General features: G+C 37.8%; 21 protein-coding genes. All 21 read left to right on the plus strand.

Annotated elements, in window-relative coordinates; all coding sequences use genetic code 11:
- Nucleotides 1–152 precede the first annotated feature (152 nt).
- The 21 genes from CWC16_RS17435 to CWC16_RS17535 all read left to right on the plus strand — a co-directional run bounded on the left by CWC16_RS17435 (nucleotide 153) and on the right by CWC16_RS17535 (nucleotide 26,331).
- Nucleotides 153–1,268 carry a polysaccharide export protein gene (locus tag CWC16_RS17435; protein ID WP_138542449.1) on the plus strand — a complete coding sequence of 372 codons (1,116 nt, stop codon included), beginning with the start codon at nucleotides 153–155 and terminating at the stop codon, nucleotides 1,266–1,268.
- 10 nt (nucleotides 1,269–1,278) lie between these two features.
- Complete coding sequence (locus CWC16_RS17440; protein WP_138542450.1) at nucleotides 1,279–1,713, plus strand: low molecular weight protein-tyrosine-phosphatase; 435 nt, start codon at nucleotides 1,279–1,281, stop codon at nucleotides 1,711–1,713.
- 15 nt (nucleotides 1,714–1,728) lie between these two features.
- On the plus strand, nucleotides 1,729–3,954 hold the full coding sequence (locus CWC16_RS17445; RefSeq protein ID WP_138542451.1) for a polysaccharide biosynthesis tyrosine autokinase: 2,226 nt from the start codon (nucleotides 1,729–1,731) through the stop codon (nucleotides 3,952–3,954).
- Between the two features lie 42 nt (nucleotides 3,955–3,996).
- Complete coding sequence (gene pseB, locus CWC16_RS17450) at nucleotides 3,997–5,016, plus strand: UDP-N-acetylglucosamine 4,6-dehydratase (inverting) (RefSeq protein WP_138542452.1); 1,020 nt, start codon at nucleotides 3,997–3,999, stop codon at nucleotides 5,014–5,016.
- Between the two features lie 4 nt (nucleotides 5,017–5,020).
- Nucleotides 5,021–6,178, plus strand: a complete 1,158-nt coding sequence (gene pseC / locus CWC16_RS17455) for a UDP-4-amino-4,6-dideoxy-N-acetyl-beta-L-altrosamine transaminase (protein ID WP_138542453.1) — start codon at nucleotides 5,021–5,023, stop codon at nucleotides 6,176–6,178.
- Complete coding sequence (locus tag CWC16_RS17460; protein WP_138542454.1) at nucleotides 6,175–7,800, plus strand: aldo/keto reductase; 1,626 nt, start codon at nucleotides 6,175–6,177, stop codon at nucleotides 7,798–7,800. The genes pseC and CWC16_RS17460 overlap by 4 nt, the downstream gene beginning before the upstream one ends.
- The gene (locus CWC16_RS17465; protein WP_249929299.1) at nucleotides 7,800–8,585 is read left to right on the plus strand and encodes an SDR family oxidoreductase; all 786 of its coding nucleotides are present in this window, start codon (nucleotides 7,800–7,802) and stop codon (nucleotides 8,583–8,585) included. Before CWC16_RS17460 ends, CWC16_RS17465 begins: the two co-directional genes overlap by 1 nt.
- Nucleotides 8,585–10,105, plus strand: coding sequence for a UDP-2,4-diacetamido-2,4,6-trideoxy-beta-L-altropyranose hydrolase (gene pseG, locus CWC16_RS17470; protein ID WP_138542455.1), 1,521 nt, complete (start codon nucleotides 8,585–8,587; stop codon nucleotides 10,103–10,105). The genes CWC16_RS17465 and pseG overlap by 1 nt, the downstream gene beginning before the upstream one ends.
- Before the next feature lie 6 nt (nucleotides 10,106–10,111).
- Nucleotides 10,112–11,161: a pseudaminic acid synthase gene (pseI, locus tag CWC16_RS17475; protein ID WP_138542456.1), complete on the plus strand. Its 1,050-nt coding sequence runs from the start codon at nucleotides 10,112–10,114 to the stop codon at nucleotides 11,159–11,161.
- The gene (locus tag CWC16_RS17480; protein ID WP_138542457.1) at nucleotides 11,158–12,027 is read left to right on the plus strand and encodes a hypothetical protein; all 870 of its coding nucleotides are present in this window, start codon (nucleotides 11,158–11,160) and stop codon (nucleotides 12,025–12,027) included. Before pseI ends, CWC16_RS17480 begins: the two co-directional genes overlap by 4 nt.
- Nucleotides 12,028–12,042: 15 nt before the next feature.
- Complete coding sequence (locus tag CWC16_RS17485; RefSeq protein ID WP_138542458.1) at nucleotides 12,043–12,813, plus strand: phytanoyl-CoA dioxygenase family protein; 771 nt, start codon at nucleotides 12,043–12,045, stop codon at nucleotides 12,811–12,813.
- Between the two features lie 61 nt (nucleotides 12,814–12,874).
- On the plus strand, nucleotides 12,875–14,053 hold the full coding sequence (locus tag CWC16_RS17490; RefSeq protein ID WP_138542459.1) for an O-antigen ligase family protein: 1,179 nt from the start codon (nucleotides 12,875–12,877) through the stop codon (nucleotides 14,051–14,053).
- Nucleotides 14,050–15,180: a glycosyltransferase family protein gene (locus tag CWC16_RS17495; RefSeq protein ID WP_138542460.1), complete on the plus strand. Its 1,131-nt coding sequence runs from the start codon at nucleotides 14,050–14,052 to the stop codon at nucleotides 15,178–15,180. Before CWC16_RS17490 ends, CWC16_RS17495 begins: the two co-directional genes overlap by 4 nt.
- 1,160 nt (nucleotides 15,181–16,340) lie before the next feature.
- On the plus strand, nucleotides 16,341–17,567 hold the full coding sequence (locus tag CWC16_RS17500) for a glycosyltransferase family 4 protein (protein WP_138542461.1): 1,227 nt from the start codon (nucleotides 16,341–16,343) through the stop codon (nucleotides 17,565–17,567).
- Entirely contained in the window at nucleotides 17,560–18,159 is a 600-nt protein-coding gene (locus CWC16_RS17505) for a sugar transferase (RefSeq protein ID WP_138542462.1), read from the plus strand. The genes CWC16_RS17500 and CWC16_RS17505 overlap by 8 nt, the downstream gene beginning before the upstream one ends.
- Entirely contained in the window at nucleotides 18,152–18,781 is a 630-nt protein-coding gene (locus CWC16_RS17510; RefSeq protein WP_138542463.1) for an acetyltransferase, read from the plus strand. Before CWC16_RS17505 ends, CWC16_RS17510 begins: the two co-directional genes overlap by 8 nt.
- A 38-nt stretch (nucleotides 18,782–18,819) precedes the next feature.
- A complete protein-coding gene (locus tag CWC16_RS17515) occupies nucleotides 18,820–19,995 on the plus strand; it encodes a DegT/DnrJ/EryC1/StrS family aminotransferase (RefSeq protein ID WP_138542464.1) in 1,176 nt (391 codons plus the stop codon).
- A gap of 403 nt (nucleotides 19,996–20,398) precedes the next feature.
- Nucleotides 20,399–22,345 carry a polysaccharide biosynthesis protein gene (locus tag CWC16_RS17520; RefSeq protein ID WP_138542465.1) on the plus strand — a complete coding sequence of 649 codons (1,947 nt, stop codon included), beginning with the start codon at nucleotides 20,399–20,401 and terminating at the stop codon, nucleotides 22,343–22,345.
- A 186-nt stretch (nucleotides 22,346–22,531) separates the two neighbouring features.
- Nucleotides 22,532–23,887 carry a phosphoglucosamine mutase gene (gene glmM, locus CWC16_RS17525; RefSeq protein ID WP_138542466.1) on the plus strand — a complete coding sequence of 452 codons (1,356 nt, stop codon included), beginning with the start codon at nucleotides 22,532–22,534 and terminating at the stop codon, nucleotides 23,885–23,887.
- A 198-nt stretch (nucleotides 23,888–24,085) separates the two neighbouring features.
- Complete coding sequence (locus tag CWC16_RS17530; RefSeq protein WP_138542467.1) at nucleotides 24,086–25,252, plus strand: nucleotide sugar dehydrogenase; 1,167 nt, start codon at nucleotides 24,086–24,088, stop codon at nucleotides 25,250–25,252.
- A gap of 74 nt (nucleotides 25,253–25,326) precedes the next feature.
- Nucleotides 25,327–26,331, plus strand: coding sequence for an NAD-dependent epimerase (locus CWC16_RS17535; RefSeq protein ID WP_138542468.1), 1,005 nt, complete (start codon nucleotides 25,327–25,329; stop codon nucleotides 26,329–26,331).
- The last annotated feature ends 90 nt before the right edge of the window (nucleotides 26,332–26,421 follow it).

Here is a 26,421-nt window from a genome sequence, read left to right on the forward strand (position 1 = left end):
GATAGCTGATAGCTGATAGCTAAAAACCTCAACAAACCGATTCTCGCTTGCGTGTAAACATACCTCATGCTTTAATTACACCGCTAAAAAAATAAGTACTCACCAAGGCTGGTGAGCAAGCGCAATATTTAAAATAATTTTGGGATTCTACAATGGCGTTAAGCTGTAAATCACTCGCAACTTCTCTCGTAATGCTAGCAATATCAGGGTGTACAATAGTACCCGGTAGCCATTTTGAAGGCATAGATTCAGGCGAACAAACATATAACCTTGAGCAAGATCTCGAAAAAGTAAACATCCAAATTATCGACTCGCAGCTTTTAAATAAACAAAAGTTAGCGCAAGCATCGTCTAAACCTATTTCAAGCAGTGCTGGTGTTAATACCAGCGATTACGAATACAAATTAGGTGTAGGTGATGTACTTACAATAGGCGTATGGGATCATCCCGAGCTTACAATACCAGCTGCTGTACAACGTACCGCAGAGTTTGATGGCTTCCGCGTACAAAAAGATGGCACAATTACCTACGCATATGCGCCTAATATACCCGCTGCTGGTAGAACAATTAGCCAAGTACGTGACGACCTAGTAAAGCGCTTAAGCCGAGTGATAGAAGACCCACAAGTAGATGTAAAAGTAGTGGGTTTTAGAAGCCAAAAAGCATACGTAACAGGGGAGGTTAAGCAACCTGGCGTTTACCCAGTAACCGAAATACCGCTTACCCTTATTGATGCGCTAAACCAGGCGGGTGGATTAACCGATTCAGCCGATTGGCGCACCGTTACCTTTACCCGTGGCGACAAAACAGAAGTTATTCAGCTTGATGATTTTTATGCCCATGGCGATATTTCGCAAAACCGTTTATTACAGCATGGCGATATAGTGCATGTAAGCCGTAACGATGCGCAAAAGGTATTTGTACTAGGCGATGTAAAAAAAGCAGGTTCAGTAACCCTTAATCGCTATGGTTTAAATTTAGCTGAAGCATTAAGTGATTCGGGTGGCTTAAACGAAGCAACAGCAGATGCGAATGGCGTATTTGTACTGCGTAAAAGCAACGCTGAGCAAACCGGCTATATTGCAAACGTATACCAGCTACATGCAAAAAATATTGCAGCTATGGTATTAGCAGAGCAGTTTGAACTACAGCCAAGCGACATTGTATATGTAACCTCTGCACCACTTGCACGTTGGAACCGCGTAATAAGCTTATTATTACCATCTGTCGCATCGGTTGATAGCTTAGATGATATTTCATCAAACTAAGGGTTAAAAAATGTTTGATTCAATTTTAGTAGTTTGTGCGGGTAATATATGCCGCAGCCCTACCGGTGAATATGTATTAAAGCAAAAGCTTGAAGGTAAAAATATTAAAGTATCGTCGGCTGGGTTAACCGCACTTGAAGGCAAACCTGCCGATGCCACAGCAAAGCAAATTGCACAAGCTAATGGTGTAAATATGGATGCCCACCAAGGGCGCCAATTAACATCGGCTTTAGTGGCGCAAAGCAGTGTTATTTTAGTAATGGAAGAACGCCATTTAAACGATGTACACGCCCGCTACCCAGAGGCGCGCGGTAAAACCTTTTTACTCGGTAAGTGGATCAACAATGCCGAAATACCCGATCCCTACCGCCAAAGCCAAGAGGCGTTTGAACACGTGTACACACTAATCGATAGCGCATGCAGCGCTTGGCAAAAGTATTTATAAGGAATGGCTAAATAAATGACTGCCCAGCCTAGTAATAAAAGTAAAAATACCACACAACCCACTCAAGAAATCGATTTAATGGCACTATTAGGTGCATTGCTCGACCGTAAATATTTTATAGCCGGCATAACCGCATTATTTATGTTTGTAGGTGTGGTTTATGCTGTATTAAGCACACCAGTTTACCAAGCAACCGCTATGATCCAAGTGGAAGATGGCGGCGCATCGGTCCCAGGGTTTGACGACATGGCCGGTATGTTCGAAAGTACATCGGCCGCAGTAACCGAAATAGAACTCCTTAAATCGCGCAGTGTTATTGGCGAGGCAGTAGATACATTAAAGCTTGATATAACAGCCGAGCCTAAGCTATTCCCATTCATTGGTAATCGGGCTTATCGTAAATTTATGCCAATTGAAGAGGGCGACCTAGCCGAGCCAAGTTTTGGTGCAAGCAGTTATGCGTGGGGTGGCGAAAGCATAAATATATTTAGGTTTGACGTTCCACGATCTGCCATTAATAAAGAATTTACGCTTGTAGCGCAAAGTAATAACGGTGTTAGTTTATTAAATGGTGATGATGAGCAAATACTTTCAGGTAAAATTGGCGAGGAGCTTACTAACGGTAAATTTAACTTAACAGTGCGCGAGCTTAACGCGCGCCCAGGCACCGAGTTTATACTAACCCGTAAAGACCGCCTAAATACAATACTTGACTTACAAGCAGCCATTGGCGCGAGCGAAAAAGGTAAAGATTCGGGCATAATTAATTTAAGCCTACAAAGTACCAAACCAAGTTACGCCGAAAAAGTGCTTGATAAAGTCGCCGCTATTTATGTACGCCGTAATGTAGAGCGTAATAGTGCAGAGGCACAAAAGTCGCTCGAATTTTTAGAAGTACAATTACCTGAAGTTAAAAAACAATTGGAATATGCAGAGCAACGATTTAACGACTACCAAATAAAACGCCAATCAATCAACATAACACTTGAGACACAAGGCGTATTAGAGCAAGTTGTAAAGCTTGAAACCAAACTACAAGAGCTAAATTTAAAGCGTTTAGAACTTGGCCGAAAATTTAAAAAAAATCACCCGGCATACCAAGGTATTGTTGAGCAAATTCAAGCGGTTGAAAAACAAAAAGACCAACTAATTGGCGAGGTAGGCAACTTGCCCGAAACTCAACAAGAGCTACTACGCTTAAAGCGTGATGTTGAGGTAAGTAACCAAATATACACTTTACTGCTTAGTAAAACCCAAGAGCTCGACATAGTACGTGCTGGCACTGTAGGCAATGTACGTGTTATTGACTACGCCGAGGTAAACACCAGTAAACCAGTTAAACCTAAAAAAGCGTTAATCGTGGTTATGGCAACTATGCTTGGTGGTATGTTAAGCGTTGCAATTGTGCTTATACAAAAGGCCATGCATAAAGGGGTAGAAGACCCAAGCGAAATAGAAGCACTGGGCATACCCGTGTACGCAAGTGTACCGCACTCAGACCATCAAGATAAGCTAACCGGCTTTACTAAAGCCCGTAAAAATAAAACCGCAAAAGCAAAAACCATACTCGCACTCGATAACCCAGCAGACCTTTCAATAGAGGCGCTACGTAGTTTACGTACAAGCTTACATTTTGCGATGATGGAAGCTAAAAACAATATTATTGCTATATCGGGCCCAAGCCCAGGTGTAGGTAAATCGTTTATATCGGTTAACTTAGCCTCGGTGCTGGCACAAAGTGGTAAAAAAGTACTGATTATTGATGCTGATATGCGTAAGGGCTATTTGCAAACTCAATTTGGCTTAAAATGGGATAACGGCTTAAGTGATTACTTATCCGGGCGTTTAAACCTAGAACAAGTGACTAAAACGACTAAAGTAGAGGGGTTAAGTGTTATTACCCGCGGGCAAATACCACCCAACCCATCAGAGCTATTAATGCACAGCAACTTTAGCAAACTAGTTGAAGAAGTAAGCACAGCTTACGACATAGTTATTATAGATACACCCCCAATACTAGCAGTAACAGACCCAGCTATTGTAAGCGCGCATTCAGGCACTACGTTATTAGTGGCACGCTTTGGCCAAAACCATTTACGTGAAATAGAACTAACGCGAGATCGCTTTGATCAAAACGGCATTGACGTTAAAGGACTTGTATTTAATGGCGTAGTTAAAAAGTCTAGTAATGCATATGGGTATTATGGTTACTACAACTACGAATATAAATCGGATAAATAAAACCAAGAATGTTTACGTTTATTTAAATTAATTGGAAGCAACATGTTAAACAAAAAAACAGTGTTAATTACAGGCGGCACAGGGTCATTTGGTAAAAAGTTTATAGAAACTATTTTAGCTCGCTACCCAGATGTAAAGAAAATAATCATCTATTCACGTGATGAGTTAAAACAATCGATAATAAAACAAAAATACCCTGCATATGACTACCCACAGCTGCGTTTTTTTATTGGTGATGTTCGCGACAAAGAGCGCTTAACACAGGCGTGTGAAGGTGTTGATATAATTATTCATGCTGCGGCAATAAAGCAAGTAGATACCGCTGAATATAATCCAACTGAATGTATTCGCACTAACATAGATGGTGCTGAAAATGTAATTCATGCAGCATTAACGTGTGGTGTTAAAGATGTTGTTGCCTTATCAACAGATAAAGCGTGTGCACCAATTAACTTATACGGTGCAACAAAACTTGCTTCAGATAAGTTGTTTGCTGCTGCTAACAATATTCGTGGCTCTAAAGATATTAAATTCAGTGTTGTTCGCTACGGTAATGTAATGGGTTCACGTGGCTCTGTTATTCCTTTCTTTTTAGAAAAACGCAAAGAAGGTGTTTTACCAATAACGCACAATGAAATGACGCGCTTTAATATTTCACTTCAAGCAGGTGTCGATTTAGTTATGTTTGCATTAGGGAATCATTTAGGTGGTGAGATATTTATTCCTAAAATTCCATCATATAAAATTTTAGACATTGCAGAAGCGGTGGCTCCTGATTGTGAAACACGAGATGTGGGCATTCGTCCGGGTGAAAAGCTACACGAAGAAATGATTACAGATACAGATTCACTCAATACGATTGATTTGGGTCCTTACTACGCTATTTTACCATCGGTTTCATACACATATACTGAAGATGAGTACATTGCTCATCACAAAGCAGAAAAAGTACCGTTTGGCTTTAAATATAACTCAGGCACTAATACCGAATGGGAAACAGTAGAAGGGTTGCGTGAACTTATCATTGAACACGTTGACCCCTCATTTAAAGTGCAAGGCTAATAAAATGATACCGTATGGAAAGCAAGATATAACTCAAGCAGACATTGATGCTGTTGTAAACGTTTTAAAGTCAAGCTTTTTGACGCAGGGGCCACAAGTTCCAGCGTTTGAAAATGCACTAATGAAAGCGACAGGTGCGGATTACGCACTTGCAGTTAATAGTGCAACGTCAGCTTTGCATATTGCTTGCTTAGCACTTGAGTTAGGTAAAGGCGATATTTTATGGACGACTCCTATCACGTTTGTAGCTTCAGCTAATTGTGGTTTATATTGTGGTGCCTCGGTAGACTTTGTAGATATCGACCCTTCTACTTACAACCTTTGCCCAAAAGCATTAGAGCAAAAATTAGTACACGCTAAAAAAGAAGGTAGATTACCTAAAGTTGTAGTTGCTGTACATTTGTGCGGACAACCATGTGACATGAAAGCTATCCATACGCTATCTATACAGTATGGCTTTAAAGTAATTGAAGATGCGTCCCATGCAATTGGCGGGCGCTATTTAGAACAACCCATTGGCTCATGTGAATATAGTGATATTACTGTGTTCAGCTTTCATCCGGTAAAAATTGTTACCACGGCTGAAGGTGGAGCAGCTTTAACAAATAATAAAGTGCTTGCCGATAAAATGGCGCTTTATCGTAGTCATGGTATAACACGTGACGAAGCTCTGATGGAAAATGCTTCACATGGTGGATGGTATTACGAGCAAGTTGATTTAGGCTTCAACTACCGCATGACAGAGCTCCAAGCTGCACTTGGTGTTTCGCAGATGAGTCGCTTAAGTGACTTTGTTTCTGCGCGTCATCAATTATCAAAACGTTACAACGAAAAGTTAGCTGAGCTACCCATAACTCTGCCTTATCAATTACCTAATACATATTCTGGCTTACACTTATATGTTATTCGTTTAAACCTAAATGAAATTAGCAAAACACATAAAGTAGTGTTTGATGAGCTAAGAGAGCAGGGGATAGGTGTTAATTTACACTACATACCAGTACATCTTCAGCCTTTCTATCAAAAGATGGGTTTTAGGCAGGGTGATTTCCCTAACGCTGAAAGCTATTATAGTAATGCAATTTCATTACCAATGTTTCATGGTATGTCAACAGAACAACAAAATACCGTTATTGAAGTTTTGAGTTCGGTTTTACAATGACTGAAAAATCAAACACAAATATTGTAGTTGCTTTACAAGCAAGAACTAACTCTTCCAGGTTGCCAGGTAAGGTATTACTACCTATAGCGGGTCTGCCTTTAGTTGTTTTGGCTGCGAAAAGAGCGGAATCACCGTCTTGGAGTGTGTTGACATTAACTTCTATTGAACAAACAGATAACTATTTATGTGAAGTACTAAAACAATACAACCAAAACTATTTTCGGGGCAGCTTAAACAATGTACTAGAAAGGTATGTTGACTCTTTAAGTGGGCTTGATGATAGCACTATAGTTGTGCGGTTAACTGCCGATAACGTTTTCCCCGACTCAAGTTTTATAAATGACTTAGTCAAGCAATTTAAGCAAAAAAACGTAGGCTATATGTGTGCTGATAATAAGCACTCCTTATTGCCTTATGGGTTTTCAGCAGAAGTAACAAGGTTAGTGCACTTAAGAGAAGCCTTTTTAAAGGCGAATAGCCAATATGATCTAGAGCACGTAACACCATATATAAAAAGGCTACATGGTATTGAATATTATAGCCCACCAGTTAGTTATGATTATAGTAAACTAAATTGTACCGTTGATACCTTAGCTGATTATCTACACGTAGCTGAAGCCTTTTCTGGTATTACAAACCCTATTACAATTGATGGTTACAAATTAATAAATAAAATTAAACCGAATGGGGTAGGTGTTTCAAAATTATCTCTTGGTTGTGCACAATTAGGCTTAAATTATGGTGTGGCTAACTCACAAGGCAAGCCCTCATTAGCAAAGGCGCATGACATTTTGAGTGCGGCAGCAAATTTTAGCTGTTCATATTTTGATACGGCTAGGGCTTATGGCGATAGTGAGCAGGTTATTGGTGAGTGGCTTAAAAATAATAAATTCAATAAAGTAAAAATAATTACTAAGCTCGACACCTTAAGTAGTTTAACACCTGATAGCAGTGCTGCTAAAGTTGAAAGTGCTGTGAAGAATTCAATCGAGATGTCTTTATCGAGTCTAGGCGTCAATAAAATAGATGTTCTTATGCTTCACAGAGCTAGGCATCTTTATGAATTTGAGGGTTTGATATTTTCTAACTTATTAGATTTGAAGAAGCAAAGCCTAATAAGTGAGCTAGGTGTTTCTGTGCAAAGCCCAAGTGAACTTCTAAAAGTTGTCGATAACCCGCTTATTTCCCATATTCAGCTACCTTTCAATATTTTGGACTATAGATGGTCAAAAGCAATAGAAGCGATTCGTGCTCAGAAACTTACTAGAAAACTAATTATTCACGTCAGAAGTATATTCCTGCAAGGTCTTCTTTTAAGCAACGATGGCGAGTTGTGGAATAAAGCTGGAATTAAAAATTATAATTCAGTAATAAATTGGCTTGCTGAAACAAGTCAAAAGTATGGGCAAGGCACAATACATAAACTATGTTTAAACTTTGTATCTTCGCAAGACTGGGTTGACTCTCTAGTATGTGGAGTAGATGACTCAGAGCAATTGATTACTACAGCGGCTTCATTGAGTACAAAGCCTCTTACTTCAGTAAGCTTAAATCAGGTAGAGGCCGCACGGATTGACTTAATTCGAGTAGAAGCTTTAGACCCGTCGACTTGGAAGTGTTAATGAATAATTCATTATTTAATTTAGAAAATAACGTTGTGCTAATCACTGGAGCAACAGGATTCCTTGGAAGAGCTTTGTGTATAGGGCTAGCTGATCTTGGGGCCAAAGTGTTAGTGAACTCTAGGTGCTCGAATAAAGCTAACAGTTTAGTTGATGAAATAAATTGCTCTGGGGGGAGCGCGGAACCGGCTGTTTTTGACGTGACCGATTTGAAAAGTATCCAAGGTTACTTTGACAACTATACTGGGGAACTCACATCTATTGTTAACAATGCTTATGCTGGTGGCGGGTCAACAATAGAATCAGCCAAAAGCAATGAATATATAGACTCTTATGATATTGTTATGGTAGCTGCGCATAACTTGTTTACAAAAGCTTTACCTAAACTGAGAGCCTCTGTAAAAAATAAATATCCTACTTCAGTAATCAATATCGCCTCGATGTACGGCATAGTAAGCCCTGATATAGAAATGTATGAATCTCCAAAACATACTAACCCACCTTTTTACGGCGCAGCTAAAGCAGCTTTAATTCAATGGACAAAGTATGGTGCATGTGAGTTTGGTAAAGAAGATATACGTTTTAATTCTATTTCTCCAGGGCCCTTCCCTAATTTAAGTAAAAACGAAGAGGATTTTGTACTTAAACTCTCAAAAAAAGTGCCAATGCAACGCGTTGGTTCAGCTGATGAGATTGTGGGCCCTGTTGCATTTTTACTTAGTTCTGCAAGCTCATTTGTCAATGGCGCTAACATAAGTGTCGACGGTGGCTGGACTATATGGTAATGGAGGTTGTCATTAGGTCTGATGCATCCTCTTATATAGGTAGCGGGCATATTATGCGCTGTTTAGTTCTAGCTGATAGGCTAAAGCTAGATGGTCATGAAGTTACATTTGCGACTCGTCCGCAAAGTGGTGATTTAGTTTCATTGATAAAGCAGCGCGGCTTTTCGGTTTATGCATTGCAACAACCTACAGATTGGGTCGTGCCAAGCGCGCCTGCCGATTATGCGGCCTGGTTGCAAGTTAGCGAACTCGAAGATGCAAGACAATTCGTCTCCGCCTCTTATAAGCCAGATTTAGTCATTACAGATCATTATGCTATTGGGGCAAAGTGGCATGAGATCGTAAAAAAATCATATCACTGTAAAATTGTTGCAATTGACGATTTAGTGAGGGCTCACAATGCTGAGCTAATTATAGATCAAACATTACTCAGAGAGTCTAGCGAGTATAGTGATTTAAATCCAAAGACTAAGGCTTTAACTGGAACAGAATACGCTATAGTAAATCCACTTTTTTCTAAGCATCATAAATCCCAGCTAATGCTTGATACCAAATTAGCAAATAAGCCTCGTGTACTTATATCAATGGGAGGTGTTGATGCTCCCAACGCAACTGAGCAAGTACTCGCAGTTTTAAGGCAAAGTATTAGCCCACCAAAAACAACTGTTTTGTTAAGCCCAAGGGCACCACATTATAACAATGTTAAAAAATTCGCTGAAGAGAATAGCACATGGGTGACTCATGTCGATTTTGTAGATGATATGGCTGATCTGATGTGTAAGCATGATATTGCCATAGGCGCACCTGGTTCTACTTCATGGGAGCGAGCTTGTGTTGGGTTACCGAGTATTGTTATTGGACTTGCTGATAACCAGCAGACAATTTGTAAAAATTTAGACGCTGTTGGCGCTGCAATTAGTGTTGAGTTAAATACTATTAATAAAAATTTAATGAACGCATATAAGCAGCTAATTAAAAACTATTCAGAAATGCGATCAATTAACCTCAATTTATGTGATGGAAAGGGAGTTGAGCGTATTATCAAGCAGGTAAATAAGTTGTTTAATAATACCTTAAATTTAAGGTTTGCCACATTGAAGGATGTTGAGCAAGTTTATAATTGGCAATGCGAGCCAGAAACAAGGCGCTATGCACTTAATAAAAATGTGCCGAGTTTAGCGGAGCATACGGCTTGGATGTCAAGAAAATTAGAAAGTAAAAATGACTACTTTTATATCATAGAGCTGGCTGCTAGTAAGTGTGAAAAAAAGACTTCAGTTGGTGTAGTGCGATTAGATCAGTCAGGCGAAGAGACTTATACCATTTCCATTTTTATAGCGCCAGAACACTTTGGTAAAGGGATTGCCAAATACGCCTTAAAGCAGATAGACATATTGCACGCAAAAGAATTTATAAATGCTGTAGTTTTAAAAGAAAATACCGCATCGCAAACTTTGTTTAGCCGCGCAGGCTACACAAGAATTAATGAAGAACAATTTACTCGGCTACCGGTGGAGTGAGGATTTATGAATAAATTTATTACAATTGATGGTCGAAAAATAGGCCCTGATCACGCGCCTTATATTATTGCTGAAATGTCAGCAAATCATAATGGCGACATTGAGAACGCATTTAAAATCATGGAAATGGCAAAAGAATGCGGTGCTGACGCGCTAAAGTTGCAAACATATCGCCCAGATACTATTACAATGAAAAGTGATAACCCTGAGTTTTTAATAAAAGGTGGTTTATGGGATGGAAACACATTATACGACCTTTATGAAGAAGCGCATATGCCATGGGAATGGCATAAACCTTTATTTGAAAAAGCCAAAGAGTTAGGCATCACAATTTTTAGCTCACCTTTCGACTTTACTGCAGTTGATTTACTTGAAGAGTTAGGTGCGCCAGCCTACAAAATAGCATCATTCGAAGCGATTGATTTACCGTTAATAGAGTATGTGGCAAAGACAGGCAAGCCAATGATCATTTCAACGGGCATGGCAAACGAAGAAGAAATTCTTGAAGCGGTTGAAACTGCAAAGAATGCCGGCTGTAAAGAGTTAGTCGTACTGCATTGTGTAAGTGGTTACCCGGCACCTTCAGAAGATTACAATCTAGCCACTGTCAGCGACATGGCTCAACGCTTTGATGTACTAACGGGCTTATCAGACCATACAATAGATAATACTACGGCAATTACTTCTGTTGCGCTAGGCGCATGCTTAATTGAAAAGCATGTAACACTTGATAGAAACGGTGGTGGACCGGATGATAGCTTTTCATTAGAAAAGCCAGAGCTGTTACAACTGTGCCGAGATTCTAAAACAGCATGGCAAGCGCTGGGGAAAGTAAATTACGAGCGTAAAGAGAGTGAAAAAGGTAATGCTATATTCAGACGCTCACTTTACGTTGTAAAAGATGTTGCAGAAGGTGAGTTGCTTACTCATGAAAATGTAAAAAGTATTAGACCTGGCTATGGTTTAGCCCCAAAGCATTTGAACGATGTATTAGGCAAAAAAGCCAGCGTAGATTTACAGGCTGGTACTGCGGTATCGAGAGATATTTTTAAATGATTGCTTACGTAGACTCTCCTTTTCAATTATTACAATGCTATGAGCTAAGTAAATTAGAATATAATTTTTCTAAAATCTATGTGCGATTAAATGGCAAGGAGTCTAACGATAACCAACTAATAAACCTAATAAATTTACTGAATATTCAAAATGCGAAGTTAATTACAGTCGTTAGCTTACAACAAAAGCTATTCCACTATAGCTTATTCATTTTTTTTAGTTTATTTAAAGATACAGCTGTTGTTGGTGACGCTAATTCAGCTCTTTTTAAGATTTTAAAGCGGGTATTTAATCGTGAAAAATTTATTCTTCTCGACGATGGTGTTGCTACAATAAATAACACTTCGATCAATGAATGCTTTAAAAGGTTTACGATTTTCCCAGAATACGTAAAAAACAAAATCTGTAATGACTTTAGAAGTACAAAGCTTTTAGTTAGCAAACAAAAAGTACTAAATAAAAAGCATGTCATTGTTGGGGCTAAATTTGTAGATGAGGGAATTTGTGATAGGGAAACTTATATAACAGCACTAAGTGCAATAATTAATCATTTAAATGCAAATGAATATGTGTATATCCCACACCGTGGTGAAAGTGAAATTGAGTTGGAAGCTATAAAAAATGCTTTACCGGTTAGTGTTTTAAAGCTGAACCTACCTATAGAACTGATATCTTTAGAGGCTAAAATTTACCCTTTAAGTATCTCGCATACTCTTTCTACAGCTGTATTTAGTATGAGAAAAATATACGATGCTCCTATATATACTTATAGAGTCCCTAACAATGAGTTGATACAACGCAAAGAACCTATAGAGATTTTATATAATATTATAGATTCAAAACGTATTTCCCAATTTATAAAATAGTTAAAGGTTATTTGTATGAGAATGTTGGTCATCTTTATTAAAGAATTAGTAGAGTCGTTTATAAGACGCTCTAAACTTTTATTTAGCCGTGCAAAAAACAACCCTATCAATGCAGTGTTGAAAGAAACAGGTATTGTAAAAATTGACGACTTTTACACAAAAGAAGAATGTAAAAAACTGCGTGATAAAATAGATAACTATATAGAGCGTGAAAACACAAATTTGTGGGTTGATGACTCTGGGGCAGATCACAGAGTATACTTTATCAATGAGATTGATGATGAATTCAATAAATTTTACGAGCATCCGAAAATAAGAGAAGGGTTATTAAATTACACAGGTTGCTCTAAACCTAGTGGAATGTTACTAGCTGCACGAATTGACGCAAAAGAAGGCAACTTAGGCTCTGGAGGTGGCTGGCATAGAGATTCGCCCATTAGACACCAATTTAAAGCTGTTTGCTACTTAAGCGATGTCGACACTGCCCATGGGCCATTCCAGTATATCAAAGGCTCTCACCGCAAACTGGATGTGCTTATGGCATATATTTTAGGCGTATTTAAAACTGGCCAATATCGTTTTAGTGAAGATGAAATAGAGAAATACTTAAATAAAACATCAAAAAAAATAACAGAGTTTACTGCAAAAGAAGGGACCGTTGCTTTTTCTGATACAAAAGGAATACATAGGGGGAAGCCCATATCAGAGGGGTGTCGTTATGTACTATTTTGTTATTTTTGGGATAAAGGTATCCCTAAACATTTTGAAATCTTAAAACAAAATTAATAAAGGCAGAACACTTTTATTGTTAAGAGGTTTATTGATATGTCGTACATGAGGAAGTGCATTGAATAGTTTTTTAAATGACTTTAGGGACAGCAGGACTGCTGATTTTATTACTGCACTATTACTTTTTACTGCCACTACATTTTTATCAGGAATTTATTCTTATTTATGCTTGATAATTTTTTCAATGCTCTTATTTTTATATTCTGATTTATCTCTTATAAAAAGAAATAAGGCTGTTTTTTGGGCTTTTTCTTTTTTGTTTCTTACTCAGTGTATTTTTCTTATATTTGATTATGTAAATACTGAACGCCTCGACATATCCTATGGGAATCCCTTTTTAGGCTTTATTTCATTTATTCTAATGATTATGGTTACAAAATCATTGAATAGAAGAGTAATTTTTTATGTTGTTTATTTGATTTGCTTTGAAGTATTTATCGCTGTATTTGAGCATATAATAGGCCAACCATATATCACTCCCTTACAATTAAAAGCTAGCGTTAATGAAATCGGCTCTCTACAAAGCTTTGATGCACACAGCACTGATTTTTATAACAACAGTGTATACGGTTTAGGGAGTACTTCATCCAGCTTATCATTTAAGTTAATATTTTTCTTGTTAGTTTGTAAAGCTGTTGGCATTAAGCTGAGCAGAATTGTCATACTCTTATTTGTATTAGGCTCTGTACTAGCATTTTCAAGAATGGCTATATTCTGTCTGTTAGTATACTTTGTTATCGAGTTTAGTAAGAATCGCTATGCTGTTTTAATTTCTCCATTATTAATAGCTATTCTGATATTTGTAATATATAGCTTTTCTAATGTATTTTTGAAAGGCTATCAATTAGACATCGATACTTTATTGTCAGATAAAGTATTAAATGCTATCACTTCTAGCCGATACACCATTTGGAATGCCTATATAGAAAATGCACCCAAAAATTGGCTGCTGGGTTATTATGGAGAAACGAAAGCGTTCGATGTAGGCTATGTTGTAACTACTAACCCTCACAACACCTATTTGTACCTCTTCTTCAAGCAAGGATTTGCAGGGTTATTTCTATATATGCTGTCTCTATACAGCGCTTTCTATAGCGCTAACAAATTATACTTACTTCCTTTGTTACTTTATTCAATTACTAGCGTTACCCTAGGTTTTTATTTTTCTATATATGATGTGGTTATATTCTATTTATTATTTAATATTGATAATTTCAAAGATGGTAGTAAAGAATGACGATTATTTTAAAAAAAGCAACAAATAATGAGAAAGGAATTATACTAGTTTCTCATAGGGAACTTCTTCTATATAAATTTTTTAAATATTACAAAGGCGCAGGGTACATAGAATTAAAAGAAAACTATTACCTTCTCCTTCATATAGGGGCCTATTTCCGAAAATTTAAAGTGCCAGATTGGGTTGATTTTGTGTACACAACTCCGAGCAATGTTGGTTTAGGAAGGGTAGAGCTTAGTGATAAATTTATTAATGTATGTAGCCGAGACGTACTTCCTAAGCAATTTATAAATAAAGGGTTGGATAGAGGGGTTGACTGTATTTATATAGCAAATAACTCTAAGAATAAAAGAGCTAGAGAGTTTTTTGAGCTTGTAAAGTCAGCTCCAAAATTGAAATTTATGCTTGTTTTGAGTTATGGCTTAGGAACGGATAGAAATAAATTTGACCTTAATTTAGTCGATGATATTTTAGCTTACCAAAAAAAGCTTGGCCCAAAGACTAATTTAGTTTTTATTGATGCAAAGCATAAACCGGATGGAACGTACTCTATAAATCGAACTGATATATCAAATTACTTGAGCATGTCAAAAGTTTATATTCACTTTTGTCGAAGGGAAGGTGAGTCTAGGTCAATTGGAGAGGCTCTTTCAGCTGGTTGTTATGTTTATAAACACGAAGAGCTAATAGGTGGTGCAAATGATATTCTACATCATAAGAACTCAGATTCGTTTATAGATGTTCACGAGCTAGGCTATAAAGTCGCTAAGTTACTAAGCGAAGGATTTGAGCATTCTGATATCTCCGACCACTATAATATTGTTAGAGGGGAGGCTCTAAAACTTTTATCAAGTAATTTAAAATCAATGGGAATGAAAAATTGTGATATTGAAAAGCTAGTAAGTGAAAGTGATTTATCAATGCTATTACCTGGGCATATCCGACCTAACTTTATTAGCAAAGGTGTCAACGCTGATATTGAGAGTAAAGACGATTTTTTAAACTTTCTCAATGAAGTAGGAATTAAATATAGATATTTTTCATTCCATATATTATGGACTAGTATAAAAACGGTTCAATTTTTTAAGAGGTTGTTATTTAAAGTTAGATATAGAGTCAAAATTTAATGCAAAGATTTACTCCTCGTCTTGCTGTTAACAAAAAAGTAATTGCTATGTTTTTTCACCTAGCATTGGGTGGAGTTTGGCTTGCAGTTATTTTTATTATAAGGAATTTTTTTCCTGATAATATTAAAAGTATAATTTGGTTTAATTCAAGTTTTGTCTTTTATTCTTTTATATTATCTTTTGGGTTTACGACTCTCGCTAGGCTGTTGGTATATGAAAGAAATATTAAAGTATTACGAGGGGGGCTTTATTTATCGCTAATATTAAGTCTACTTATAATTTCACTATCCTTTTTCTTTCTTTCAGGTGATTTATTATATCTATTTCCATATATAGTAATTTACAATTATCTGTTTCTTTATCTTAATATTTCAATAGCTATAAAAAATTATGTGTATGTTTCAATTTACTCAATACTTTCTCTTTTATGTATTTTTCTCGGATGTATCACTTTTATAATTAAGTCCTATGAGCTGTTGGTTTTTTCTGTCACTATCTTTTTATTTGTAAGTTTTTATTTTAAGAGGCAGTTCAATCCTAAATGGTGTGTATTGAATTTAAAATTTATAGCCTCCACTTTATCCAGAGCACCTATTCTGCTTTTTGCTGTTATACCGTTGAGAGGGTGTATATATCTTATGGGTTTAGTTTATTCTGGCGAGGATGTTGTTGTGTCAGATTCTGTTTTATATGCGGATCTGTTAATTTTTCAAGGAGTTATAAGTATATTTATTGGTAGGGTTATTTTGTTTAATGAAAAATCCATTAAGAATAAGTTAATGAAATACTCAGGTATATATTTTGTTTTTCAATCAGTGGTTGTAACTTCTTTTTTTATATATATAACTTTTTTTGATGGTGTTGATATTCTTTTGCTGATCTTATCTTCTATGTTACTGTCTTCTCGTGAAAGTTTTGGAGCGTTTGTTAATCTCGCGGTTAAGAATGTAATGTATAGGGTTTGCTTTATCTATACTTTATGCTTTGTTGTGGCTTTTTTTAATTATTATTATTTTAATAATTACTATGTTTGGGTTTTCACATTTCCCTTTATCCTGAATTCATTTTACTTTTCTAAACTTCTTTTCAGGATAAATAAGTGATATGTAGCGCTGATTAAAATAAGTATCCATTAACTAATTAATATTTTGAGATTGTGAATGAAAGTAATCTATCTACACCAGTATTTTGCTACACCAGAGTCAAATGCTGGTACCCGCTCCTATGAAATGGCTAAAAGATTAGTAAAAAATGGGCACCATGTTACATTTGTAACTAGCTCTGCTTATTTTTCTGACAACTATAAATTGGGCCATGGTTGGAATTTTATAGAAATTGATGGAATACATTTACACGTGCTCCATCTTAATTATTCAAACAAGGATAGTTTTGTAAAACGTATTTTTAAATTTATCAGCTTTTCAGTTCGCTCAACATTTAAGTCACTCACTATCAAGGCTGATGTAGTATTTGCTACTAGTACACCACTAACCATTGCTATACCTGGCTTGATTTATTCCAAACTTAAAAAAGTACCTTTAGTATTTGAAGTGCGTGATCTTTGGCCCGAGCTACCCATAGCAACCGGTGTAATAAAAAACAAATGGGTAATAAAATTTGCTCAATGGCTTGAAAGATATACTTATAGAAACTCCAAACGACTTATTGGACTGTCGCCCGGTATGTGTGATGGCATAGTAAAACATGGCATTCCTACAGCGAATGTAACACTAGCTACAAATAGTTGTGATACAGAGTTATTTGATGTTGATGCCAGTGTAGGAAAAGATTACTTGGAATCTAAGCTAAAGTTTGTTAATGGCCGTAAGCTTATAGTTTATACCGGAACTTTTGGTTTGATTAATAAGGTAGGCTATATTGTTAAACTTGCTAAAGAGGCTGAAAAAATAGATCCAAATCTATGCTTTGTTGCAATTGGTGATGGTATGGAAAAGCAGCAAGTAATTGTTGAGGCTAAAAAAGCAGGGGTTTTAAGCAATAACCTTTACATATTACCCCCAGTCCCTAAAACGGAGATTGTTGCTTTGTTATCGGCGGCTGACTTATCGTTGTCGTTGTTTGGTTCGGTAAAAGAAATGTGGCATAACTCTGCTAATAAATTATTTGATGCGCTAGCATCGCAGACTCCCATAGCGATTAATTATGGGGGGTGGCAAAAAGATTTTATTAATGAGCACCGCTGCGGCTTAGTTATTAATAATAGGGATTACGAGCAAGCAGCTTTGAGTATCTCGCGGTTTATAAATGATGAAAGCCAATACTCCAAAGCAGTAGAGAGCTGCAATATACTTTCCTACAAACATTTTTCAAGGGATATTATGGCAGCCAGAATAGAGGAAACACTAATGGAAGCTACAAATGATTAAACGCGCTTTTGATTTTCTGGTTGCTCTTTTTACATTACTTACTTTATCACCCGTAATAATAGTTGTTGCCGTATTAATAAGGCTTAAGTTGGGCTCACCTATTTTATTTACCCAAGACCGACCTGGTTTGCATGGCAACATTTTTAAAATGATGAAATTTAGAACTATGCTGGATGCTAAAGATAAGCAAGGTAATTTATTACCAGATGATGAGCGTATGACACAGTTTGGTGCTTTTTTACGCTCAACTAGCTTAGATGAGTTACCCGGTTTATTTAATGTATTAAAAGGCGATATGAGCTTAGTAGGACCAAGGCCGTTACTCGTGCAATATTTACCGCTTTATAGTAACGAGCAAGCTCGCCGACACAATGTGCGCCCAGGCATAACTGGTTGGGCTCAAGTTAATGGCCGTAATGCTATTAGTTGGGAGCAAAAGTTTAAGCTGGATGTGTGGTATGTTGATAACCAAAGTTTTTTGCTCGACATTAAAATTTTATTATTGACCGTAAAAAAAGTGTTTGTACGCGAAGGTATTAGCGCTGATGGCCATGTAACCATTGAGCCATTTAAAGGCTCTAATAATGACTAAAGAGTTAGCTATAGTTGGGGCTAGTGGGCACGGTAAGGTGGTGGCTGATATTGCCGAGCAGCTTGGTTTTATAGTTAAATTTTATGATGATGCCTACCCAAATAAAACTTATATTGAGCATTGGCCAATAGATGGCTCTTGCGCCGATTTAATTGCTTTAAATAAGGCTGGTAATAAGCGCAATATTAATGCGATTGTTGCTATTGGTAATAACCAAATACGTCAGCAAAAAGTAGAGTTGCTAAAACAAAATAGTTTTAATTTAATCACACTAATTCACCCCACAGCCGTTATAAGCCAATACGCTACTATAGCGCAGGGAAGTGTTGTTTTTGCAGGTGCCATTATAAATGCATTTGCCAATATAGGCGTTGGCTGCATAATTAACACGTCTGCTATTATTGAGCATGACTGCGCTATAGGTGACTTTACTCATATTTGCCCTAATACAGCATTAGCGGGTGGCGTTATTGTTGGCAGTAAAAGCTGGGTTGGTATTGGTAGCCAAATAAAACAATTAATAGTAATTGGCGACAACTGTATGATTGGTGCCGGTAGTACTGTAGTAAAAAACTTACCTAACAATGTAACTGCATTTGGCTCTCCTGCAGTGCCGCAATAAATAAGACTCTATTTCTATACAAAATTAATAGGAACATCATGTTAAATACCCCTTTTTCCCCTTGGCCTAGCTTTACACAACAAGAGGCTGATGCCGTAAGCCGTGTTGTTTTATCTAACAAAGTTAATTACTGGACAGGTACAGAAGGCCGTGAATTTGAAAAAGAATTTGCAACTTGGGCTGATAGTGAATATGCCATAGCATTGGGTAACGGTACGCTTGCATTGGACATTGCACTTAAGGCATTAAATGTAGGCGCTGGTGATGAAGTTATAACCACGCCACGTACTTTTTTAGCGTCTGCTTCAAGTATAGTTACCGCAGGTGCAGCTCCTGTATTTGCCGATGTTGATTTAAATAGCCAAGCAATTACTGCTGCAAGTATTAAAGCGGTACTTACACCAAAAACAAAAGCAGTGATTGTTGTACATTTAGCGGGAATGCCTGCTGAAATGGATCAAATAATGGCGCTTAGTAAAGAGCATGGTTTCTATGTAATTGAAGATTGTGCTCAAGCGCATGGTGCTAAATATAAAGGTAAGTCTGTTGGTAGTATTGGCCATGTTGGTGCGTGGAGCTTTTGCCAAGATAAAATAATGACTACCGGTGGGGAGGGCGGTATGGTAACTACTAACTCTAAAGAGCTGTGGTCAACCATGTGGAGCTATAAAGACCACGGTAAAAGCTTTGATGCAATTTATAACCGCGAACACCCACCAGGGTTTAGATGGTTACACGAAAGCTTTGGCACCAACTGGCGTATGACCGAAATGCAAGCTGCTATTGGGCGCATTCAATTAACCCGTATGAGCGATTGGACTACAAAACGCCAAACATATGCTGCTGCGCTCGATAAAGCGGCAAATGAATTTGCGTGTATACGCTTAGTAACAGTGCCAAGTTACAGCGAACACGCTGAATATAAGCATTATATGTTTATTAGACCGGAATACTTAGCGCAGGGCTGGGATCGCGACCGTATTGTAAATGAAGTTGTTGAGCGTGGTGTGCCATGTTTTCAAGGGAGCTGCTCAGAGGTTTACCTAGAAAAAGCTTTTGACAATACCCCATGGCGCCCAGAAAAACGTTTACCTAATGCCGTACAGTTAGGTGAAACGTCTATTATGTTTTTAGTACACCCAACGCTAACTGAAGCTGAAATAGCTAAAACCACAAAAGTGATTAAAGAAGTTTTTTCATTGGCTTCAAAGTAAAGTCAATAAAGTGAACTATTCATAAAGAGGTTAAAAGGCGCTGCGCTTTAGGGGGTTATATTGTAGCAGCGGCTTTATGCCGCGTATTGAGTATTAGTGCCAAACGCGAGTTAAACTCGCTGCTACATAAATACCTTACTCATTTACTCCTCTTTTTCTTCTCTTTGTGCAATAGGTTTTTAAGTAATTTATTCACAAATAGGTTAAGAAGCGCTTCGCTTTAGAGGAGTGGGTAAGCATAAAATGAGTATTTATTTTATATTTTCTCGTTAACTACTCTTTCATGGCTATTTGCGACAATGAACTGGTTTTTAATCACCTGTATAATCGGCAGAATTGAGTAATAATTTAAAATTTATAATATCAAAAAAACTCTAATTTAAATATAAGAAAGGAACTTCCAATGGATAGTTTTATCCGTTCTATTTTAAATGCATCACGTGCTAAAAAACGAATTATCACTTTGTTTATCGACAGCATGTTTATTTTGGCGGCCTTTTGGTTGGCACTTATTGTAAGGCTGGATAGCTTTGAGCCACTTCAGCGTTTAGATAATTGGCTGTTATTGGCAGTGTTAATACCTGTTAGCTTATATACATTTATAAGCTTAGGTTTATATCGTGCCGTACTTAGGTATATGAACTCGCAAGCTATTTGGGCGATAGTTTTAGGTACTGTGATTACAACGGTGAGCTTAGTATTGATTGCATTTATTATGGGTGTAAATATACCCCGTACTATGCCATTTATTTTTGCGTGGCTTTGCTTGTTAACAGTGGGTGGTGCACGTGTTTTAGTACGTGCAATTATCGGCAAAATGACAACCAATAAAAAAGAATCTGTGATTATTTATGGTGCGGGTTCTGCTGGCCGGCAGTTGGCTACAGCATTAGGTGCAGGGCCAGAGTATTTTGTTAGCGCTTTTATTGATGATGACGCAACCAAGCAAGGATCAATTATTCAAGGGATTCCTGTTATTAATTTTCAGGGGATTTACGAGTTAATAGACAAACGCAAAATTAGTAAAGTTCTATTAGCGCTGCCTAGTGAAACGCGTTCTCGACGAAAAGAAATTTTGGCACAATTAGAGCCGCTCACAGTTAAAGTGCTTTCTATGCCTGGTATGGCCGATGTTGTTGAAGGTAAAGCAAAGCTTGCTGAAATAACCGAAGTAGGCGTGGAAGACCTGCTTGGCCGTGACCCTGTAGCCCCTAACAATGATTTAATGACAGCTAATATTACTAATAAAATTGTAATGGTAACGGGGGCTGGTGGTTCTATTGGCTCTGAACTCTGTAGGCAAATAGTGAAACAACTGCCAACTAAGCTGGTTTTATTTGAACAAAGCGAATTTGCTCTATATTCAATAGAAAAAGAGCTATGCGAATACATAACAAATAACAATCTTGAAATAGAGCTAGTGCCAATTATGGGCTCTGTACAGCGCATTAATCGCTTAGAAACCGTAATGGCTGCATTTGGTGTTAAAACGGTTTACCACGCAGCGGCTTATAAACATGTACCTTTAGTTGAGCATAACGTGGTAGAAGGGGTGCGTAATAACGTATTTGGTACTTATTACGCTGCAAAAGCAGCAGTAAACGCAAAGGTAGAAACTTTTGTGCTTATATCAACAGATAAAGCAGTACGCCCTACCAATGTAATGGGCGCTACTAAGCGTATGGCAGAGCTTACACTGCAAGGCTTAGCGCAAGAGCAAGGCGTTAAACATAAAACACGTTTTTGTATGGTACGCTTTGGCAATGTATTAGGTTCTAGCGGTTCTGTAGTACCTCTATTTCGTAGGCAAATAAAAGAGGGCGGCCCAATTACGTTAACTCACCCTGATATAACTCGCTTTTTTATGACTATCCCTGAAGCCGCTCAATTGGTTATACAAGCAGGCGCTATGGGCAAGGGGGGTGATGTATTTGTACTTGATATGGGGGAGCCAGTTAAAATTAAAGATTTGGCGACTAAAATGGTTCGCCTTTCTGGCTTTGAAGTTAAAAATGACACTAATCCTCATGGTGATATTGAAATTAAGTGCACGGGGTTACGCCCAGGTGAAAAACTTTATGAAGAGCTACTAATTGGTGATAACGTAGGTGAAACGTCGCATGAGCGCATAATGACCGCCAACGAGGTGATGTTACCTTTAGCTGAGCTTAACGTGTTTATAGAAGCATTAGATGTTGCTTGCCATAACTTTGACCACGAAACAATACGTCAGCTGTTGTTAGATGCACCCACTGGCTTTAACCCAACTGATGGTATATGTGATTTAGTGTGGAATACTAAAAAAGAAAGAGTAAGTGAAGGTAATCAGAAAATTGTGAATCTTAATTAAGAGGTCTACTTTGCACTTCGTTGACATAAAGGTATGTATTTAGCCTTAAATATTAAATTAAATTTAAAGCGTGAGTTTAACTCGCGCTTTTTGTATTTTGTAGTAAAGCTTTATTTTAGAATAATAGGGCTAATTAAAAATTAACGACGCGTATAGCGCGTTTGTAACATTGATAAAGGAATAATTATGTCCCGTAAGTATTTTGGTACCGATGGTGTAAGAGGTAAGGTAGGCACTTTTCCTATTACGCCTGATTTTGCAATGAAGCTTGGCTGGGCGGCAGGTACGGTTTTAGGCTCATCTGGTACTAAAGAAATTTTAATTGGTAAGGATACACGTAATAGTGGCTATATGTTCGAGTCAGCAATGGAAGCCGGGCTCTCTGCTGCGGGTGTAAATGTCGCTTTTGTTGGGCCAATGCCAACTCCCGCTGTTGCTTATTTAGCTTCGACATTTAGAGCCGATGCAGGCGTGGTTATTAGTGCCTCACATAACCCATTTTATGATAACGGTATTAAATTTTTTAATAATTTTGGTACTAAACTCAATGACGAGCAGGAGCTTGAAATTGAAGCTTTGCTAGAACAAGCGTTAAAAAATGATGCAATGCAATGTGTAAGCTCAGAGCGTTTAGGTAAAGCAAGGCGCATTAATGATGCGCCAGGCCGGTACATTGAGTTTTGCAAAGGTATATTTGCAAAAGATTTAACTCTTGAAGGTTTAAAAGTTGTTGTAGATAGCGCTAATGGCGCAGCGTACCATATAGCCCCTAATGTATATTCGGAACTTGGCGCTGAAGTCATAAGCATTAATGATAAACCAAATGGTTTAAACATTAATGAGCAATGCGGTGCTACACATTTAAATAGTTTACAAGCTGCTGTGCTGGAGCATAAAGCAGACCTTGGTATTGCACTTGATGGTGATGCTGACAGACTTATGCTAGTAGATGACTGTGGCACAGTGATTGATGGAGATCAAATTCTCTACATTCTTGCTAAAGCAGCAAAACAACAAGGCACAATGGAAGGTGGTGTGGTTGGTACGCTTATGTCTAATCTGGGTTTAGAGTTAGCTTTAAAGGATATGGATATACCCTTTAAACGCGCAAAAGTAGGCGACCGCTATGTTGTTGAGCAACTTAAAAGTACTGGGTGGAAGCTTGGCGGTGAGGGCTCAGGCCATATTTTACATTTAGATTACGCATCTACAGGTGACGGTATTGTTGCTTCCCTGTTAGTTTTAACCGCGCTTATTCAGCAAAAGCAATCGTTAAAAGAGTGTGTAGCAGGTATGCAAAAACTACCGCAAGTGCTTTTAAATGTTCGCTTATCACAAAATAATGCTGATGAAATATTAAATACAAGTTCAGTGAAGCAAGCAGTAAGTGAAGCCCAAACCGTACTTTCGGATTCAGGGCGTGTTTTACTGCGTAAGTCTGGTACTGAGCCGCTTATTCGTGTGATGGTTGAGTCGACAGATTCAGTGGCCTCACAGGCGCAAGCGGAGCATATAGCTGAAGCTATTAAAGCATTACTATAAAAAGCTCATTTTGTGATCTTATATATCGCTAGTTTTTGATTGCGCGGCTTTTGTCGCGCATAATTTCACCTTTCACCTTTCACCTTTATGCCGACACTATCGTGTTGATATGAGAAGCTCAATATGTAATAGATGATAGGAGGTAACTCTGGTAAAATTACGAACATTAATTACCAATGAAAATATTAAAGGAATAACATGAAAATTGCCGTGGTAGGTACAGGCTATGTAGGCCTTTCAAATGCTATGCTTTTATCGCAACATAATGAAGTGGTTGCGCTTGATATAGATGAGCAAAAAATAGCACTTTTAAACGATAAAAAGTCACCTATTGTTGATACCGAAATAAGTGAATTTTTAACGCGTGATGACTTAAATTTTACAGCCACAACCGATAAAGTGGCTGCTTATAAAGATGCTGATTACGTAATTATAGCAACGCCAACCGATTACGACGTGGAAAACAACTACTTTAATACCAGCTCGGTTGAAGCTGTAATTAAAGACACTATGGCGCATAACCCTAATGCGGTTATGGTGATTAAGTCGACTATTCCGGTAGGCTTTACGGCTGATATTAAGCAGCAACTTAATGCTGAAAACTTAATATTTTCTCCTGAATTTTTACGTGAAGGCAAAGCGCTTTACGATAACTTACACCCGTCACGTATTGTTGTAGGAGAGCAAAGCGAACGCGCAACTATTTTTGCTAACTTACTTAAGCAGGGTGCAATTAAGCAAGATGTTGAAGTGCTATTTACCGATTCAACAGAAGCTGAAGCTATTAAGTTATTTTCTAACACTTACCTTGCAATGCGAGTTGCTTATTTTAATGAGCTAGATAGCTACGCAGAGGCGCATGGTTTAAATAGCAAGCAAATTATACAAGGCGTAGGCCTAGACCCGCGTATTGGCTGCCACTACAACAACCCGTCGTTTGGTTACGGTGGTTACTGCTTACCAAAAGATACTAAGCAGCTACGTGCTAATTACCAAGATGTGCCAAACAATATTATTGGCGCTATTGTGGATGCCAATACAACCCGTAAAGACTTTATTGCTGACTCAATTATTAAGCGTAGCCCTAAAATTGTAGGTGTGTACCGTTTAGTAATGAAAACAGGGTCTGATAACTTTAGAGCGTCTGCTATTCAAGGCATTATGAAGCGTATTAAAGCCAAAGGTATTGAGGTTGTAGTATTTGAGCCAGTGCTTGAAGAAAACGAGTTTTATCACTCACGCGTTATAAGAGACTTAAATGAGTTTAAGCAGATATCGGATGTAGTGGTCTCTAACCGTATGGTAGAAGAGCTTAGCGACATTGCAGATAAAGTATATACACGCGATTTATTTGGTAGTGATTGATTAGATAATAGCTGTTAGCTGTTAGCTGTTAGCTGTTAGCTGATAGCTATTACTTTCCCAAGCTTAGGAATTTTATGAAGTATTTAGTTACAGGTGCTGCGGGATTTATTGGTGCTGCAACGTGCCAAAAATTATTGGCTGCTGGCCATTTAGTTGTTGGTATAGATAACCTTAACGATTATTACGATGTAAATTTAAAGTTGGCACGTTTAGCGCAGTTTGAAAGCCACGATAACTTTACGTTTATTAAGCTTGATATAAGCGAACGTGCAGCAATGAGTGAGTTATTTGCTGCAGAGCAGTTTGATAAAGTAATACACTTAGCTGCGCAAGCGGGTGTACGGTATTCAATAGAAAACCCAGATGCCTATGCCGACTCTAACCTTGTAGGGCATTTAAATGTGTTAGAAGGGTGTAGACATAATAATGTTAAGCACCTTGTTTATGCATCATCTAGCTCTGTTTATGGCCTAAATGAAAAAACGCCATTTGAAACAACCGATAGTGTTGATCACCCTGTATCGTTTTATGCAGCAACTAAAAAAGCAAATGAGCTAATGGCTCACAGCTATTCGCATTTATATAGCTTGCCGACTACTGGGCTGCGCTTTTTTACAGTTTATGGACCGTGGGGCCGCCCAGACATGGCTCCGTATATTTTTACTAAAAAAATACTCGACGGCGATACCATTGATATAAACAACAATGGTGATATGTGGCGTGACTTTACCTACATTGACGATATTGTAGAAGGTGTTGTACGCGCTGCCGATGTTATACCTAAAGCAAACCCAGATTGGCGAGTAGAGAGTGGTTCACCAGCTACTAGCTCTGCACCTTATGCGGTTTATAATATTGGCCACGGTAGCCCAATAAACCTAATGAAGTTTATTGAAGCAATTGAGACCGAGCTAGGTACCGAGGCAAATAAAAACTTCCGCGAAATGCAAGCAGGCGATGTTTATAAAACATATGCCGACACGCAAGATTTATTTAATGCGACTGGCTATAAAGCTCAAGTAGACGTTAAACAAGGCGTTAGCGAACTAATTAAATGGTATAAAAACTTTTATAAGTAAGCTTTATAGCGAAATAAACACTGCTTTTTTAAAAGCAGTGTTTATTTAAAAATAGTTTAATTTACACTTTGATAGCTGATAGCTGATAGC

The sequence above is a fragment of the Pseudoalteromonas sp. S3776 genome (assembly GCF_005886915.1).
Taxonomy (GTDB): Bacteria; Pseudomonadota; Gammaproteobacteria; order Enterobacterales; family Alteromonadaceae; genus Pseudoalteromonas.